This window comes from Octadecabacter antarcticus 307 (genome assembly GCF_000155675.2).
Lineage (GTDB): Bacteria > Pseudomonadota > Alphaproteobacteria > Rhodobacterales > Rhodobacteraceae > Octadecabacter > Octadecabacter antarcticus.
The window spans coordinates 1,795,161-1,810,165 of record NC_020911.1; the positions used below are offsets into that span (position 1 = coordinate 1,795,161).

Consider the following 15,005-nt stretch of genomic DNA (forward strand, 5'->3'; position numbering starts at 1 on the left):
GGATCTATGGTCAGTGAGCCGCCCATTGGGCGGGATGAGGCATCGGCGATCGTGGGGCACACAATTGACACCGCAACATGGATCAAAATTCGAGTTGCATTTCATAAACACGGGCGTGAAGCGCGGAGATTGCAAGGTTCAAAAACAAGCCGTAAAAAGGATGACCCACAAGGTTGGTTGGTACGTCAAACTGCTGCTTCGAAAGCGTTAGAAACTGCTCTGAAAAAGATCAATGACGTTCGGACAAAACACGGTGAGTTTCTGTTTGAAGCTAGTGAGAATTACTCCCTTAAGGAGTTCGGGGTAAGCGCATCACTAGAGTTTAACGCCCGTGCTAAACTGGATCGTGCATTTGCGGAGGGAAATAGGGCACTTTTAATAATTGAACGCGCAACAGAGCGCAAAATTGAGGTTTTGACTGCTGCATCCGCGCGAGATGTGCTCTTGTGCGATATCGCAGATGCACTCGATGAGGTGGACATCCCAACTGGAACGACTTCCGGTTGGGCTTTGGATAGTATTGATGGCCAGCCGGGAATTAGTGATCTAACTCCGTTTGAAAATTTGATCGATGCTCTGGCAATAATGAATGACAAAGACATTAAGTCGTTTTCCGCGCAGATCCGTGCAGCACTTAGTGGGAGATTACATAATTAAATCATAGCTCTAGATTGATGGAATAAAACAGGGGTGACGCTTACCCCATTTCCCTGCCGCGACTGCAATGCGTCAACAAGCGACATCTATCCAAGACATAAACAATCAACGACAGGGTTAATGATGCTTGGTATGTTACTTTCTGAAAAAGACTATGCGACCGCTCGTGGAATTTGCGTTCGGACTGCCCAACGCGAACGAGCACAGCGTTTGGGCCCTCCCTACATTCAGCTGGGGCGAAAAATATTCTACCGTCCTGCCTCAATAGAAGCTTGGTTACTTGCACAAGAACAAGTTCAGCCAAGGTCAGTGGGGGCGCGGTAATGCATCAGGCAAAACAAAATTCTGGTGCAGCCAGAACTGCAACTGGGGCTGATCATGCAAAAGCGGCTGGCTTTAGCAGGCAAGAAAAACTGGAAAGCAAGCGCAATGTAGTTGCAGGATTCATTGACAGCTTGCCAGCCTCTGCTCGTTACCGCCACGAAAAGCGCGTCACCGCAGTTATCGGGTTGGATAATTTGGGGCTCGATGATGCGCTCGTAATCTGCGCAACATACATAGACCAGCATTGCGCAGGTGACCCGCCTTATGACGCCTTTGGAAACATTCGGGAATCTGCGGCTTGGTGGGCAGACCTCGCGAACCCAGTGGAGTTGCAATGCTACTTCGCCGCAGCACTGAAGCGGCTTGAATATCAGGCCTTGGGGATCAAGGCACGAAAGCGCATGTTCACGGTTCTTTGGCTGGCCTTCACTAATACAGATAGACAGGCTTTTTTGGCCCGCGTTGACGTCAAAGGTAACTTTTATCGTAAAGGTGCGGCATGATGGATGATTTTCATGATTTGCCACCAATGCCGCCGGTTGAGGCTTACCTGGAATGCAAATCGAATGTGACGATACCGTTGCAGTTTCCTACACCTTTTGTTTGGCAAGACCCGGCAACATTGCCGCGGCGTCCATGGCTCTATGGGCGTCACCTGTTGCGTCGCCAAGTCTCTGTCACTGTCGCACCGGGCGGTGTTGGTAAGTCGTCATTGACGATCTGTGAAGGGCTGGCGATGGCATCGGGTCGCAATTTGATGGGCGAATGGGTTGCGGATGATTTGTCTGTCTGGATATTCAACCTAGAAGATCCACGCGACGAATTACAACTGAGGATCACGGCGGCGATGCAACATCACAAGGTGACGCCGGAGGAGATCGCAGGCCGTTTCTATGTGGATACTGGGCGTGAACGCGAACTCTGCACGGCTGTCGCTGGCCGTGATGGTGCGATGATCGTTAAGCCCGTGATGGATGCACTGGCCAAAGAAATCGCCTTTCGTAATATCGACGTTCTGGTGATCGACCCCTTTGTGTCGTCACACCGCGCAGGCGAGAATGACAACAACGCTATTGATATGATTGCAAAGGAATGGGCGCGACTAGCCGATAGGTGCAATTGCGCAATCGAGTTGGTTCACCACACACGCAAAACCAATGGTGCTGAAGCGACAACGGAAGATGGGCGTGGAGGGTCTGCCTTGTTGGCCGCTGCACGTTCGGGCCGTGTCCTCAATAAAATGGCCGATAATATTAAGGAGGACGCTGGCATCCCCGCCACGGACCCGCGTACCTATTTTGCAGTTACACGCGATAAGGCCAACTTAGCACCTGCGGGCAAACGCCAATGGCGTCGTATGGATACTTTTGAGTTGGCCAATGGTGAAGACGTTGGCGTCTGTGAGGTCTGGGAATGGCCCGACACGTTTGACGGCATGACTGCCAAAGACCTGTTGGCTGTCCAGAACGCAATCGAAGGCAAGACTGCAAGGTTCTCTGATCAGGCTGGTGACCAATGGGCTGGCTGCATTGTGGCAGTTGTGCTTGGCATGGATGCAACGATAGATCGCAGGCGGATCAAGCGGATCATAGCAGGATGGTTAAAATCTGGGGCGCTGGTTAAGGGTGAGGCCTATGGCCCGCACCGCCGCAAAGTACCGGTTCTGGAGGTGGGCGAATGGGCAACCGAATGATGTGCGTGACCACCTCAAGAATTCTGGTAGCGCCGTGTCGCGCAGACCATTGCAAATCAGGTGCGCCTCTACCAACACTCCCAACGGGTGTGGGATAAACAACGCCGGATGGGTCTTATCCGCGCGAACGCGGTGATCAGCCCGATGGGGACCCTTAGGTTGTCGCTGATAATACGTTAGACTGTCAATTCGACGTTGATGTTCCCAATAGGGTTTGGGTCACAGACATCAGGAGTAAACTCGTGAAGCACGCGTTGATTTGAGACGGTCATCTAACTGGAGTGACCATTTTTATGCGGGCTGTAGAAAAGTGTTCGCATTTTGTTCTTCCGCAATATAGTCTAACAATCAGAGCCTTTTGCAGACGTATGTTGAGCTTCGGCTCGTACGACGCGGGTGCGTGACTTCATGTTTGGAAAACTGAGTTCTTAAAATGACGAATGCTTCAATGATCCAAAAACCTTTGATGTCTGGGCTGAGCGGCAGGCAATGCCAATCTAAAACCTTCGTTGTTGCAAAGAAATTTTGTCTTCCAACAGACTGGACAACCGAGGCGCTACCAACTGTGCGCGTGGCGTGGAAGCCCGAGACCTTCCAGGCTTTTCTGGTTACTGCAAACTATGCGGGGCGGTGCTGAGATATGGGCGGCTCGCTTGTCATTGCAGAAAAACCCTCACAGGCGCGCAATCTTCGTGAGGCATTGGGAAACCGCTATGGCAGAATATTGTCTGCACGCGGGCACATCTTCAAGCTGGCGGAGCCCGCTGAAGTTAACGAGGCTTGGAAAAAGTGGTCCTATGAGGTGTTGCGCCCTGAATCTGGATTCTACCCGCTGCGCCCGGATAACAGTCATGGCAAAGATAAGCTGATTTCAGAAATCAAAGTAGCCCTGAAAGAGGCTGACCGCGTGATTATTGCAACCGACTGTGACCGTGAGGGTCAGGCCATCGGCGAAAATATCCTGCGCTACTTTAAATTCAAGGGCGAGGTGCTGCGGGCAATGTTCTCTGCGGAAGATCCCGTCTCCCTGCGACAATCATTCGAGGCCTTAAAGCCCAATGAGCACTACAGGCCGCTTTATGCTGCTGCTGTGGCACGCGCGCAAAGTGACCAGATTGCCAATCTGACGGCCACACGGGCGGTTACAATTGCCCTCAAACCGCATGGGATGAAGGGTGCGATTGGCATAGGCCGGGTCAAAACTCCAACCATGGGAATTGTTTGCGCAAGAGAGCGTGAAATCCAGGGTTTTGAGGCAAGACCCTATTTTGATCTTTGGGTTGATGTCAGTGACGGCAAAGACGTCCTGCGTCTAAAGCATTTCCCGGCTCACGAGGCGCGGGTTTTTGATGGGGGTTTGGCGCAAAAGATCACCGCATCCTTTGATCCTTGGAAAGGCCCTTTGCAGGTCACCTTTGAGAAGAAGAAGCAACCGCCGCCACGCCTAATGGATTTGCCGCTCTTGCAGCAACGTGCAGCGCGCTGGGGCTGGTCTGCACAAAAGACGCTTGATGTGGCTCAGAGGCTCTATGAGACCCATAAGCTTACGACATACCCTAGGGCCGAGACAAAATACTTGCCGGAGGTGGAAAAACAAAATGCACAAGCGATGCTCGATGGCTTGCGTAAACTGCCCTTTGTCAAAGTGGCCTACGAGACGCCAACGTATCGCATGGGGAAGCGGGGCTGCTTTTCTGACGAAGGGCTCGCCGGTGCGTCGCATCATGCGATCATTCCAAACTTTAAGACCCGTGATAAATGGGCTCGTGTTCTCGGGGCATTGTCCGTCGATGAGCGCCGTCTTTTTGAACTGATTGCATTGAGCTATACCGCTGCCATTGGCCCGGACCGGCTCTATGATCGCACAGAAATCTCCTTGATGGCTGAACAGCGCAAGTTTGCCGCAAGTGGCATTGTCGAACAGCAGCCAGGCTGGCGAGAAGCCTTGGGGGCTGATCCTGATGCAAGCAAGAAGAGCGATGCTGAAGCTGCGGCCATCCTGCCGCCCTGGAAGGATCACCAGGTGGTCGATGCCGTAAAAGCTGGGGCAGATCAAAAGACGACCAAGCCGCCAGCCCGTTTCAATGAAGGCACCTTGATCAAAGCAATGCAGGAAGCTTGGAAGTATGCCCGAGATCCAAAGACAGCGGAGCGCTTAAAAGGTGCTGCTGGGATTGGGACGCCAGCGACGCGCGCCTCCATTCTTGAGGGGCTAAAAACCCAGAACCTGTTTGAGATTATTGATAAGCATCTAGCGCCAAGCGCCCTTGCACTTGCAATTTATGACGTTCTTCTGAAAGAAGCCCCTGAAATCCTCGATCCGGCTGCGACAGCTGAAATGGAGATGGCCCTTGATGGTATTCTCAAAGGGGAACAGGATCCACGCACCGTGGTCGATACCATTGTGGCACGCGCGGCGGCGTTGGCGGCGAAGATGGAGCAGCGCGGTCAGTCGGGCGCTAAACTCGATATTGATTTTACCGCCAAACCTAGCCCAAAGATGCTTCAGGCCGCGCGAGCCAAAGCTAAGCGTATGGGTTCGCGCCTTCCAAAAGGCGCAACAACTGATCGAAACGCCTGTTCTGAATTTTTAGGTCCGCGACCAAAAGGGAACGGTCCAAGTGATGCACAGATATCTTTTGCGCGTAAGATTGCTCATGATGCGAATGTGGACCTGCCGGCAGCGACCCTCGGGGATCGCGCTGCGCTTTCTGCTTTCATCAAAAAGAACAAAGGGAAGTTGTCAACCTGACCTTCACCGCATTCGCGACGTGCCAGTGACAGACCAACGCTGTCATCTGATTGTCTGCAGCCATGGTCTGCCCGATGCTAAAATCAGTAAGGACGTAGCAATTGTCTAGTAACGTTGATTTGTTGGTATTCTACTTGGTGCGTGGCTGTCGTTTTCGGGGCGTAGAAATAGCTCCTAGTCGGTCATGAAAGCAGTATCGGTGACTTTAAACGCAAAGGCATAAGATCGCGCGGCATCCTCCAGCGCTGCAAAGCGGCCTGATTTACCGAAGTGGCCGGAGGACATGTTGGTGCGCAACATCAGCATATTATCGTCCGTTTTGGTCGCGCGCAAACGGGCCACCCATTTGGCGGGTTCCCAATACGTCACGCGTGGATCTGACACGCCTGCAGTGACAAGGATTGGCGGGTAATCCTGTGGTGTGACGTTATCATAAGGCGAATAGGCGCGGATATCTTCAAAGGCTTGCTGACTCGCGATCGGGTTGCCCCATTGAGACCACTCGCCGGGGGTTAGGGGCAGGGTGTCGTCAAGGATGGTCGTTAGAACATCAACGAAGGGTACATCCGCAATGGCGCCAGCCCACAAGTCAGGCCGCATGTTTAAGGCAGCACCCACCAACAATCCACCAGCTGAACCACCCTGAATGACGATACGTGCAGGTGCGGTATAGCGTTCGGTGATCAAATGCTGCGCAACTGCAATGAAGTCATAAAAGGTATTGGGTTTGCCGCTAAACTTTGAGGTCTCATACCAGTTACGGCCCATCTCCTCGCCGCCGCGCACGTGGGCAATGACGTAGATAAAGCCACGATTGACCAGTGACAGGCGGCCGCTTGAGAACGAGGCAGGCATGCTCATCCCATAAGATCCGTAGCCGTAAAGCAGGCAGGGTGCTGTCCCGTCCAACGGGGTGTCTGTATGATACAGGACCGTTACTGGAACCTGAGTGCCATCATGGGATGGGGCCATCGTTCGCACCGTGACATAATCCAGCGGATTGTGGCCGGACGGAATTTCCTGCGTCTTGCGCAAAACCCGCTGGGCGCTGGACAAATCGAAGTCAAATACCTGTGACGGTGTGGTTGGAGAAGTATACGTGAACCGGAACATATCGGTGTCGTATTCAAGGCCGGGGTCGCCGCCAAGGCCGTAAGCCTGTTCATCAAACGCGATGACTTGTGCGGCCGCGATCGGCTGGTCCTTGCCGACGTAACAGATGCGGGGCAGGGCATTGCGGCGCTCGATCCAGATCAACCAATCTTTATGGACCATAGTGGAAACAATCCTGCGCCCGTCTTCATGGGCGATCAGATCAACCCAATTGGCACGGGACGGGGCCGCGACAGAAACCGTCATGACCTTGAAATCGATGGCGTCGTCGGCGTTTGTGTGGATGATAAACGCATCACCTTGATGGTCGATGTCATACTCCAAACCTTGGGTGCGCGGTTCGATAAGCATGGGGGCGGCAGCGGGATCAGACGTGGGAATAACGCTGACTTCGTTTTCATCGTTCATGCCTGTTAGAATTGTAATGAACGCCCCGGACCGCTGGCGATAGACATCGACGTCATAGCGCGGATCATCTTCGCTAAAGACCAGCACGTCGTCTGCGGGATCGCTGCCCAATGTATGGCGGAACACCTTGTTATACTTATGGTTTGCATTGGCGCGCACGTAAAACAGCGTTTGCCCGTCGGCCCACGCGACAGATCCCACGTCGGAGATATGGTAGTCCAGATCAGTGCCGTTTTCGATATTTCGAAAGCTCAGGCGATAGAATTCAGAGCCGTTCACGTCCGCCGCCCAAGCCAGAACCTTTTGGTCTGGTGATGTCGCCGTCTGACCCAGGTCAAAATAGTCGTGGGCTGCGGCCTGCGTGTTGACGTTAAGTACGACATGGTCTTCGCCTCCGGCTCGCGGCGTACGGATGAACAAGGGGTATTCGGCTCCACCATCGAAACGGGTGCTATAGGCAAAGGGACCGTTTTTGTGTGCAACGCTGCTGTCATCTTCTTTGATACGGCCGCGCATTTCTTTGACCAGTTGATCCTGAAGATCGGTCGTGTCCGCCATTGCCGCGTCATAATAGGCATTCTCGGCATTTAAATATGCGGCAATGTCGACGGGGAGTTTGTCGGGTTCCCGCATCGCCTCTTGCCAATTGGGCGCGCGGAGCCAGCCGTAATCATCGTGCAGATCGACGCCGTGAACCTGTGTTGTCAACGGGCGGCAGTCTGCAACAGGGAAGTCTGGCAAGGCTTTAAATGAGCGGCGCATATCGATCCTTTTAGGTTGGTCTATATAAGTCTGTCGTCGACGTTCAAAAATGACAATGGCAGCCTAAGCGATTGGATGAATCTTAGCCCATATCAGAGGTAGTTGGCGTTCGGTTTTGTGCGGTGTGGGTACTATAAAATTTAGTTATGGTCCGCACCTTGGGACGTTCAGGTACAGCTTTCAAATTAATTCCATTCATGAACCACGCAGCATATTTTCGACTAAAACCACTGCCGTATTAGCAAACGTAATCTATGCGGTCACAGATCCAATAGCCAGTAGCAGTTTACTCGCCAACCAATGCCTTGGTCGCCCTGTTTATGACCATTATAGTTGATTTTAAACCTTTTAGCGCATCCTTGATGCTGCGAAGGAATGAGGATCGCGTTGCTGTATCAGGGTGCAGCCGTTCAATATTTTGCTTGATTATAGGCGTCACAAGTTGCGCGGCCAAGTCACTGTCACTGTCACTGTCGCACAGGGCGGGTTCGATCAGTCGTCATTGACGATCTGTGAAGTGCTGACGATGGCATCGGGTCGCGATTGGGTGGGTGAATGGGTCGCTGATGATTTGTCTGACAGGACATTCAACTTGGAAAATCCTCCCGATGAATTGCAACTGCGAATCACGGCGGTGATGCAACAACACAAGATTGCGCCAGAAGAGATCGAAGGCAATTAATATGTGCACACTGGGTGTGAACGCGGGCTCTGCACGGCTGTCGTCGGCCGTGATGGTGCGATGATCGCTAAACCATGGATGCACTGGCCGAAGAAGTCGTCTATCGCAATATCGACGTCCTTGTGATCGACCCCTTTGTGTTGTCACACCGCGCAGGAGAGAATGACAACAATGCGGTTGAAATAATTGCAAAGGAATGTGCGCGTCTGGCCGATAGATGCAATTGCGTAATCGAGTTGGTTCACTACATGCGCAAAACCAACTGTGCTGAAGTGCTTGGCATGGATGCCACTATAGATCGCAAGCGGATCACGCGGATCATAGAAGATTGGTTACAATCTGGTGCGCTAGTGAAGGGTGAGGCCTATGGCCCGCAACGTCGCAAAGTGCCGGGTCTGGAGGTGGCCGAATGGGCAACCCAATGATGTGCGTGACCACCTAAAGAACCGTGGTACCGCAGGGTCGCGCATACTATTGCCAATGAGGTGCGCCACTACCACCACCCCCTACGGGGGTGGGTGGTGGTGGTAGTGCTGTACACCTTCGCGGTTGTGTAGTGGCGCAAGCTGGCTTTGATGAGGTCACAAAGCTTAGGGCCGTGGGCGCAGGTTGTTGTAATTCGTTCTCGCTGTGTGGCCTGCCGCAGCTTTTCGAGATAAATCTACTAACATCCAGTCGAGTTGGAATCTAGCTCCACCGCTTATATGGGGGAGGGGTGGGTCAAATCGCTCCAGACTCTTCATGGCGCAGACCCACTAACACCCTCACGCGCAGATTTTATTTCCCAGCGCGAGGTAGTATTTGGTGAATGATGACCATTCAAACTTCGTAAAGAAGAGGATTGAGGGGTTATGATAATAATAGATTTTAAACTGTTTAAATTCAATGCTTTAACATAATTCTTCCAGGGCGTTTTTAGCAGTGATGGCGTTTTCGCCAGAGTTCAAATCATTTTTCCCGAAACGTGCACCCATGGGTGGAAAAGCTGTCGTTCAAAAGAAATTCATAAGGCTGCTTCCGGCCTATTCTGTTGAAAAACTCCGATTTTGGCTGAAATTCGAAAATAATTCTCCACACAGCGCAACTATGATACTTCGGCGAGGGGTTCGGCAAAAAAGAGGGCTCAAAGCGCTGTTGCGTCTCTTTGGAGCCATTCGGGGCAATCTTCTTGGAGTATTCGCAAGGGCGTGCTTTTGGCGGGAATTTTCGAAATCCTATTTTTCGAGTTTTTCAACAGAATAGGCCCATTACTGCCGTTCGTCGTCCTTGGGTCATGCTGCGGCGCGGCCCGTCAGACCGGACTTTCGCTGTAAGTGCAAAATCTGCGACGAGCGAATTCACACTCTGCGGGACAAAATGTGCATTCGCTGCAGGCGATCCAATGTCTGCTTCTCGGGGCATAGCCCTTAATCACAATGCTAAGGCACCATAACACAAAGGAGTTCGAACATAATTGAGGCTCCCAAAAATGCCGTACCGCCGCTTTGATCAAAGGGGGGAGACACTTCGACCAAGTCCGCACCAATGATGTTTACTTTGTCTAACGCTCGGACAACCTGAACTGCTTGATACGAATTGGGCCCACCAATTTCCGGCGTGCCGGTCCCGGGCGCAAAGGCGGGGTCAACAAAGTCGATATCGTACGAAATATATGTGTCAGACTGGCCTACAATCTCACAGGCCTCTTCCATTACGTCGTCAACACCACGTGCGTGAAACTCCTCTATGGAGATGACCCGAATGCCGACAGAATTCGCAAAATCCCGATCTTCGTCGTCATAGGTCGTTCCGCGAATGCCAATCTGAACGATTTTTTTAGGATCAAGCAGACCCTCTTCAACCGCCCGTCTGAACGGTGTGCCATGCGTGTACTTTGTCCCGCCGAAATAGCTATCAAACAGATCGGTGTGACTGTCGAAATGGATCATCGACATCGGCGCATCTTTTGCCAAAGCCCGCAATACCGGCAAGGAGGTCAAATGATCCCCTCCTGCGGTCAGCGGGCGAACGCCAGCGGCCTTAACCTCTTCATAGAACGCCGTAACTCGCGACATCGTATCCATAAGATCTGCGGGGTTGGGCGCGACATCCCCAAGATCAGCGCAATTTGCGCGCTCAAACGGGCGAACGCCGGTCGCTCCGTTTTGCGCCCGCATCATGGTCGACATATCACGCAGTTGGCGCGGCCCGTGGCGCGGGCCGGCGCGATTGGTGGTGCCGCTATCCCAAGGCACCCCGATCAGGCCAATTTCAACATCCTTTAGTTTTGGATCATCCAGCGTGACATGGGGCAAACGCATGAAGGTCGGCACGCCCGCAAAACGGGGGAGATCAAAACCGGAAACCGGTTGGAAAAACTTATCGCTCATTGTCATTCTCCATTAATGCATCACACTTCCACCGTTCACGCCAAAGCACTGGCCTGTGATGAATTTACTGTCAGGGCCTGCCAAATAGCTGACCATAGATGCGATTTCTTCTGGTTCACCAAAGCGCGCCAAAGGTGTGGCCAAGTCTTTGGCCAGCGCTTCCGGGCTCATGGATTCGGGTTTGGTCATGTCTGTGGCAACTGATCCCGGCGCGACTGCGTTGACCAAAATATCAGGCGAAAATTCGTGCGCCATACTGCGCGTCATGCTGATGATGGCACCTTTTGAGGCGCAATACGCCACCATGTGTTCACGACCCAACACGCCAAGATCACTCGCGATGCAAATGATCCGGCCCGATGTTGTGCGCCGCACAAACGCCCGTGATGCAAGGAACGCCCCACGTAAATTGACAGCGATGACACGATCAAAATCCTGCACAGCGGTTTGCGCAAGCGGTGCTTCTTTAAGGATACCAGCGTTGTTCACGAGGATTGTCGCCACCCCCAGTGCCTGTTCCGACTTAACAAAAAACGCTTCAACATCATCTTCATTGGAAACATCACATGCAAAACTATAACCCTCGGTCAGAGCGTTAATCTCGGCCAAGGTCTCTACAGCTTGCGGATCGTCAGCATGACAGAACGCAACACCTGCGCCTTGTTCGGCCAGAGCGATGCAAATTGCACGTCCAATCCCGCGTGACCCACCAGTGACGAACGCAGTTTGCCCTGCAAGGCTCATGACATCACCTCGCCGCGATCGACGTTAATCGCTTGTCCTGTGATGTTGCGGCCACCCTCGCTGGCAAGGAACATATAGGTATGGGCCATGTCATCTGGCGTCATCAATCCATCAATGGCTTGAGCTGACATAATTTCAGCCAGTAGCGCTTCCTCACTGGTATCGCTGGCTTTTGCCAATTCACCCAACGACGCCATTGCCGGACCTGTTTTAACCCAGCCCGGGCAGATCGCATTCACGCGAATACCGCGTGGCCCCAGTTCTTGGGCCCAAGTGCGCATGAGGCCAACATTTGCGTGCTTGGAGGCTACATAAGCAGAAAAGCCACCAACCGCAGTTTTCGCCCAAATTGACGACGTGATAATGATGCGCCCCCCATCAGGGATGCGGTTGATCAATGTGTCAGTGACGTTTCGCGTTCCATTCACATTGATCGCAATGACACGCTCAAAAGTCGCATCGCCCGTTGGGTTGGTTCCGCTTAAAGGGGTCGGTTTTTCCAAGCCTGCGTTGTTGACCAGCACATCTACGCGCTCAATTCCGGCAAGTGCGGCAGTCACTGCAGATGCATCGGATATATCACATTTGATCGCCTTAACATTGCCGCGCATCGTGGCGGCGGCCTCGTGGATACTATCCGTCGAAGACAAGATCGTAAGGTCCGCGCCTGCCTTTGCGAAGGCGGCCGCAACGCCTCGCCCAATGCCGCTGCTGGCCCCCGTGACAAGCACAGATTTTCTTGTAAAATCGAATGAAATGGACATTATATGATCCTTCTTAAGTCTCGCGGTGGCCTTCTTCGCGCATTAAACGCATCAGCTTTTCTTCAAGCTCGGAATACCCATCCATTCGAATGATGCGTTCTTTGTCACCGATCCGCTTTCCTGCTTTGAACTCAGGGATGATCTCTTCTTTCAAGCGGCCAGGGTGGCTGGACAAAAAGATGATCTTGTCCGCAAGGAAAATTGCTTCTTCCAAATCATGGGTCACAATAACCATTGTCGTATTGGTCTCTTCTGCGATGTCGATCATAAGTTCCTGCATCAACCAGCGGGTCTCGGCATCCAGCGCGCCGAATGGCTCGTCCATCAACAAAACCTCTGGTCCGTTGGCCAGCGTGCGTGCAATAGCAACGCGTTGCCGCATGCCGCCAGAGAGCTGCGAAGGATAGGCGTCTGCAAACTTGGATAAACCGACAAGGTCTAAGAAGTGATCAGCGCGTTCTCTCCGTTTTGCAGCGTCAACGTTGTTGACCTTCATCCCGAATTCGACATTCTTCCGCACTGAAAGCCAATCAAATGACGTGTAGGCCTGAAACACCATACCGCGGTCTTGGCCCGGACCAGTGACAGTCTTATCGCCAATAGTTACTTCACCTTCTGTTGGGTCTTCTAGACCCGCCATCATACGAAGAACGGTTGATTTTCCACATCCGGAAGGCCCTAAAAGAACACAAATTGAGTTCTGCTCGACGGCAAAGCTAACGTCCTCAACCGCTTTCAGGGACCGTCCTCCACCAAGGCTGAATGTCTTTGAAACTGCGCGTACATTGAGCTGTGCATCAGACATCAGTGCTTTACCTCCAGATAAGGGAACATTCGGCGGTGCAGCACTCGGAACAGCAAATCAGTTAACAAACCCAAGACGCCAATAACAATGATACCAGATAGAATTTCGTCGGTTTTCAAGAACCTACGTGCCCGCATCATCATCGCACCAATTCCGGTTGTTGATGCAACGATCTCCGCGATGACCAAATAGGTCCAAGCCATTGCTAGCATCTGGCGCATCGCAGTCACAATGTCAGGTAATGCGGCAGGAAACACGATCTTTAGAACCACCACATATCGGCTGGCCCCCAAAGTCAGAGCTGTCTCGACAAGTTCTTTGCGAACGTTTTTCGTATGGTCCATCACCAGAGTGATCAGAAAAAAGATGACCCCTATGAACAAGAGAGCAAGCTTTGGTGCCTCGCCAGTACCAAACCACATCAACAGAATTGGGATGAAAGATGGCGCTGGCAAATAACGCCATGCAGATACAAACGGTGCAAAGATGGCCGCAATCGAGGGGAATGTCCCCATTGCGACACCCAAGGGAATAGCCACGGCACACGCCATGGCAAAGGAGATAAATACGCGCCAAACTGAAATCAGAACATCACTCGAAAAACCGCGATTGACGAACAAATCGAACGTAGCAGCCAAGACTTTTTGAGGAGAGGGAACCAAAAGATCGTTCACCCAACCCAAACTGGTCGCCAGAATCCAAAAGCCGAAAAAGACGGCCCAGATACCTATTGCGGATATAATGCCTTGGACCCGTCCGACCGGAGATCTTACAGCGAAGAAATTCCTAGATGGCTTACTGCGTTGCATTACTTTCTCCATGAAGCGGTTAACCCTGAGCGAACCTCGAGCACGCTCAGGGCTTGTATCAATTTGGTTGCAGGTCTTGGCGGTAGCCAGCGGCGACAAGATCACCCATCAAGCTACAATCGATACCCGCAGCAGCATCAATCGTGTTTTCCATAAGGCCCAGTTTGATCCACCATTCGTTGATCGTTTGGATCGTTCCGGTCATGGCTCCGTTTGCCATGCCGAAAGGTGGTTCACCTTCCAGTACACCACAAATCCGAGCCGATTCGTCAAAGTCGAGCATGTAAATGCCTCCTTCTAAACTTTTGCCGTCTGTCCCAACCACATAACCGATGTCTTCTTCAGGCCACTGAAGAAATGCTGCTATCTCTTTATTGGCCACCTCGACGTTTTGGTTCCAATACGCCAACCCGTCCCAACGCGCCTGAAGCACGGCGAGCGCAGCTTCACGGTTTTCCGCGATGAAGTTCGTGTTCATATACATGGTATCCATGTATATGCCCGACTTCAAAAGATCGGCGTCAGCGGTGTTGATTACGCTGCGTGCGCCAGGACTTGCCTCAAGAACGTTTGAAATCCACGGCTCGTACATGTATCCGGCGGCTAGATCACCTGAAAGCATCGGGCCTACCGCTTCATCGGCATTCAAGTTGACCCATTCAACCGCGTCAAGATCGACACCGTCGCGGTCCAACCACATTCCCATTAACAGGTGGCCGATGTAGGCTTGGGGTGCGGATACTTTTGTACCGGCGAGCGTGTCTACCTGAACGTCTGGCGCCAGAATAATATGGTCAACGCCAAATGACGGGTTCAAAAAGGCGACGTTCACAACATCAAAGCCCTGATCAACAATAATCGGCGTATACTCGGCGGTGCATCCGTAAACATCGAGCTGCCCCGCAGCCAAGGCCGAATGGCCCCCAATTGGGTCCTCAAAAATCGTAATTGAAAGGTCATGCTCTGGCAGAAGGTTTTGTTGGCGGGCAAGCTCAAGCATCGCGTATCCTGGCCAAGAGACACAGACTCCAACTTTGATTTCGTCAGCGGCAGCAGCGCCTGCGCCAAGGCCGGCAGACATCACGACAGCTACACCGAGTGCTTTGAAAACTTGCATTGCTTA

Annotated in this window: 14 protein-coding genes; 7 read left to right on the forward strand and 7 right to left on the reverse strand. The window is 52.4% G+C overall.

Translation table 11 applies throughout. The annotated features are described in order from the left end of the window. Positions 1–6: 6 nt before the first annotated feature. From OAN307_RS09210 to OAN307_RS09225, 5 genes are all read left to right on the forward strand, one after another. Positions 7–657, forward strand: coding sequence for a hypothetical protein (locus tag OAN307_RS09210; RefSeq protein ID WP_044043476.1), 651 nt, complete (start codon positions 7–9; stop codon positions 655–657). Positions 658–980: 323 nt separating this feature from the next. Continuing rightward, a complete protein-coding gene (locus OAN307_RS29870; protein ID WP_015499504.1) occupies positions 981–1,484 on the forward strand; it encodes a hypothetical protein in 504 nt (167 codons plus the stop codon). Beyond that, a complete protein-coding gene (locus OAN307_RS09220) occupies positions 1,481–2,674 on the forward strand; it encodes an AAA family ATPase (protein ID WP_015499505.1) in 1,194 nt (397 codons plus the stop codon). The genes OAN307_RS29870 and OAN307_RS09220 overlap by 4 nt, the downstream gene beginning before the upstream one ends. 448 nt (positions 2,675–3,122) lie before the next feature. Next, positions 3,123–3,311, forward strand: a complete 189-nt coding sequence (locus tag OAN307_RS28910; RefSeq protein WP_187292564.1) for a hypothetical protein — start codon at positions 3,123–3,125, stop codon at positions 3,309–3,311. Positions 3,312–3,314: 3 nt separating this feature from the next. Continuing rightward, the gene (locus OAN307_RS09225; protein ID WP_015499506.1) at positions 3,315–5,426 is read left to right on the forward strand and encodes a DNA topoisomerase; all 2,112 of its coding nucleotides are present in this window, start codon (positions 3,315–3,317) and stop codon (positions 5,424–5,426) included. A gap of 174 nt (positions 5,427–5,600) precedes the next feature. Here the strand turns inward: OAN307_RS09225 and OAN307_RS09230 are convergent, their stop codons facing one another. Continuing rightward, complete coding sequence (locus OAN307_RS09230) at positions 5,601–7,709, reverse strand: S9 family peptidase (protein ID WP_015499507.1); 2,109 nt, start codon at positions 7,707–7,709, stop codon at positions 5,601–5,603. A 442-nt stretch (positions 7,710–8,151) separates the two neighbouring features. Here OAN307_RS09230 and OAN307_RS29875 point away from each other — a divergent pair, with 442 nt between their 5' ends. Both OAN307_RS29875 and OAN307_RS29880 read left to right on the forward strand, forming a co-directional pair. Further along, a complete protein-coding gene (locus OAN307_RS29875; protein WP_245541010.1) occupies positions 8,152–8,391 on the forward strand; it encodes a helicase RepA family protein in 240 nt (79 codons plus the stop codon). A 74-nt stretch (positions 8,392–8,465) separates the two neighbouring features. Then, the gene (locus OAN307_RS29880) at positions 8,466–8,816 is read left to right on the forward strand and encodes an AAA family ATPase (protein WP_051067979.1); all 351 of its coding nucleotides are present in this window, start codon (positions 8,466–8,468) and stop codon (positions 8,814–8,816) included. Between the two features lie 993 nt (positions 8,817–9,809). On the opposite strand, the gene speB is transcribed toward OAN307_RS29880, so the two are convergent. From speB to OAN307_RS09265, 6 genes are read right to left on the reverse strand one after another with little or no spacing between them, the layout of a single operon-like run. Beyond that, positions 9,810–10,760: an agmatinase gene (speB, locus tag OAN307_RS09240; RefSeq protein ID WP_015499508.1), complete on the reverse strand. Its 951-nt coding sequence runs from the start codon at positions 10,758–10,760 to the stop codon at positions 9,810–9,812. Between the two features lie 12 nt (positions 10,761–10,772). Further along, complete coding sequence (locus tag OAN307_RS09245) at positions 10,773–11,504, reverse strand: SDR family NAD(P)-dependent oxidoreductase (RefSeq protein ID WP_015499509.1); 732 nt, start codon at positions 11,502–11,504, stop codon at positions 10,773–10,775. Next, a complete protein-coding gene (locus OAN307_RS09250) occupies positions 11,501–12,268 on the reverse strand; it encodes an SDR family NAD(P)-dependent oxidoreductase (RefSeq protein ID WP_015499510.1) in 768 nt (255 codons plus the stop codon). Before OAN307_RS09250 ends, OAN307_RS09245 begins: the two co-directional genes overlap by 4 nt. Positions 12,269–12,281: 13 nt before the next feature. Beyond that, positions 12,282–13,073: an ABC transporter ATP-binding protein gene (locus tag OAN307_RS09255; protein ID WP_015499511.1), complete on the reverse strand. Its 792-nt coding sequence runs from the start codon at positions 13,071–13,073 to the stop codon at positions 12,282–12,284. After that, positions 13,073–13,981: an ABC transporter permease gene (locus OAN307_RS09260; protein ID WP_217564386.1), complete on the reverse strand. Its 909-nt coding sequence runs from the start codon at positions 13,979–13,981 to the stop codon at positions 13,073–13,075. The genes OAN307_RS09255 and OAN307_RS09260 overlap by 1 nt, the downstream gene beginning before the upstream one ends. Then, positions 13,941–14,999, reverse strand: coding sequence for an ABC transporter substrate-binding protein (locus OAN307_RS09265; protein WP_015499513.1), 1,059 nt, complete (start codon positions 14,997–14,999; stop codon positions 13,941–13,943). Before OAN307_RS09265 ends, OAN307_RS09260 begins: the two co-directional genes overlap by 41 nt. Positions 15,000–15,005: the final 6 nt, after the last annotated feature.

What these genes read in the sequence shown, in the direction of transcription:
- OAN307_RS09210 (WP_044043476.1), top strand. Translation starts at nt 7, where the DNA reads ATGGTCAGTGAGCCGCCCATTGGGCGGGATGAGGCATCGGCGATCGTG.
- OAN307_RS29870 (WP_015499504.1), top strand. Translation starts at nt 981, where the DNA reads ATGCATCAGGCAAAACAAAATTCTGGTGCAGCCAGAACTGCAACTGGG.
- OAN307_RS09220 (WP_015499505.1), top strand. Translation starts at nt 1,481, where the DNA reads ATGATGGATGATTTTCATGATTTGCCACCAATGCCGCCGGTTGAGGCT.
- OAN307_RS28910 (WP_187292564.1), top strand. Translation starts at nt 3,123, where the DNA reads ATGATCCAAAAACCTTTGATGTCTGGGCTGAGCGGCAGGCAATGCCAA.
- OAN307_RS09225 (WP_015499506.1), top strand. Translation starts at nt 3,315, where the DNA reads ATGGGCGGCTCGCTTGTCATTGCAGAAAAACCCTCACAGGCGCGCAAT.
- OAN307_RS09230 (WP_015499507.1), bottom strand. Translation starts at nt 7,709, where the DNA reads ATGCGCCGCTCATTTAAAGCCTTGCCAGACTTCCCTGTTGCAGACTGC.
- OAN307_RS29880 (WP_051067979.1), top strand. Translation starts at nt 8,466, where the DNA reads ATGGATGCACTGGCCGAAGAAGTCGTCTATCGCAATATCGACGTCCTT.
- speB (WP_015499508.1), bottom strand. Translation starts at nt 10,760, where the DNA reads ATGAGCGATAAGTTTTTCCAACCGGTTTCCGGTTTTGATCTCCCCCGT.
- OAN307_RS09245 (WP_015499509.1), bottom strand. Translation starts at nt 11,504, where the DNA reads ATGAGCCTTGCAGGGCAAACTGCGTTCGTCACTGGTGGGTCACGCGGG.
- OAN307_RS09250 (WP_015499510.1), bottom strand. Translation starts at nt 12,268, where the DNA reads ATGTCCATTTCATTCGATTTTACAAGAAAATCTGTGCTTGTCACGGGG.
- OAN307_RS09255 (WP_015499511.1), bottom strand. Translation starts at nt 13,073, where the DNA reads ATGTCTGATGCACAGCTCAATGTACGCGCAGTTTCAAAGACATTCAGC.
- OAN307_RS09265 (WP_015499513.1), bottom strand. Translation starts at nt 14,999, where the DNA reads ATGCAAGTTTTCAAAGCACTCGGTGTAGCTGTCGTGATGTCTGCCGGC.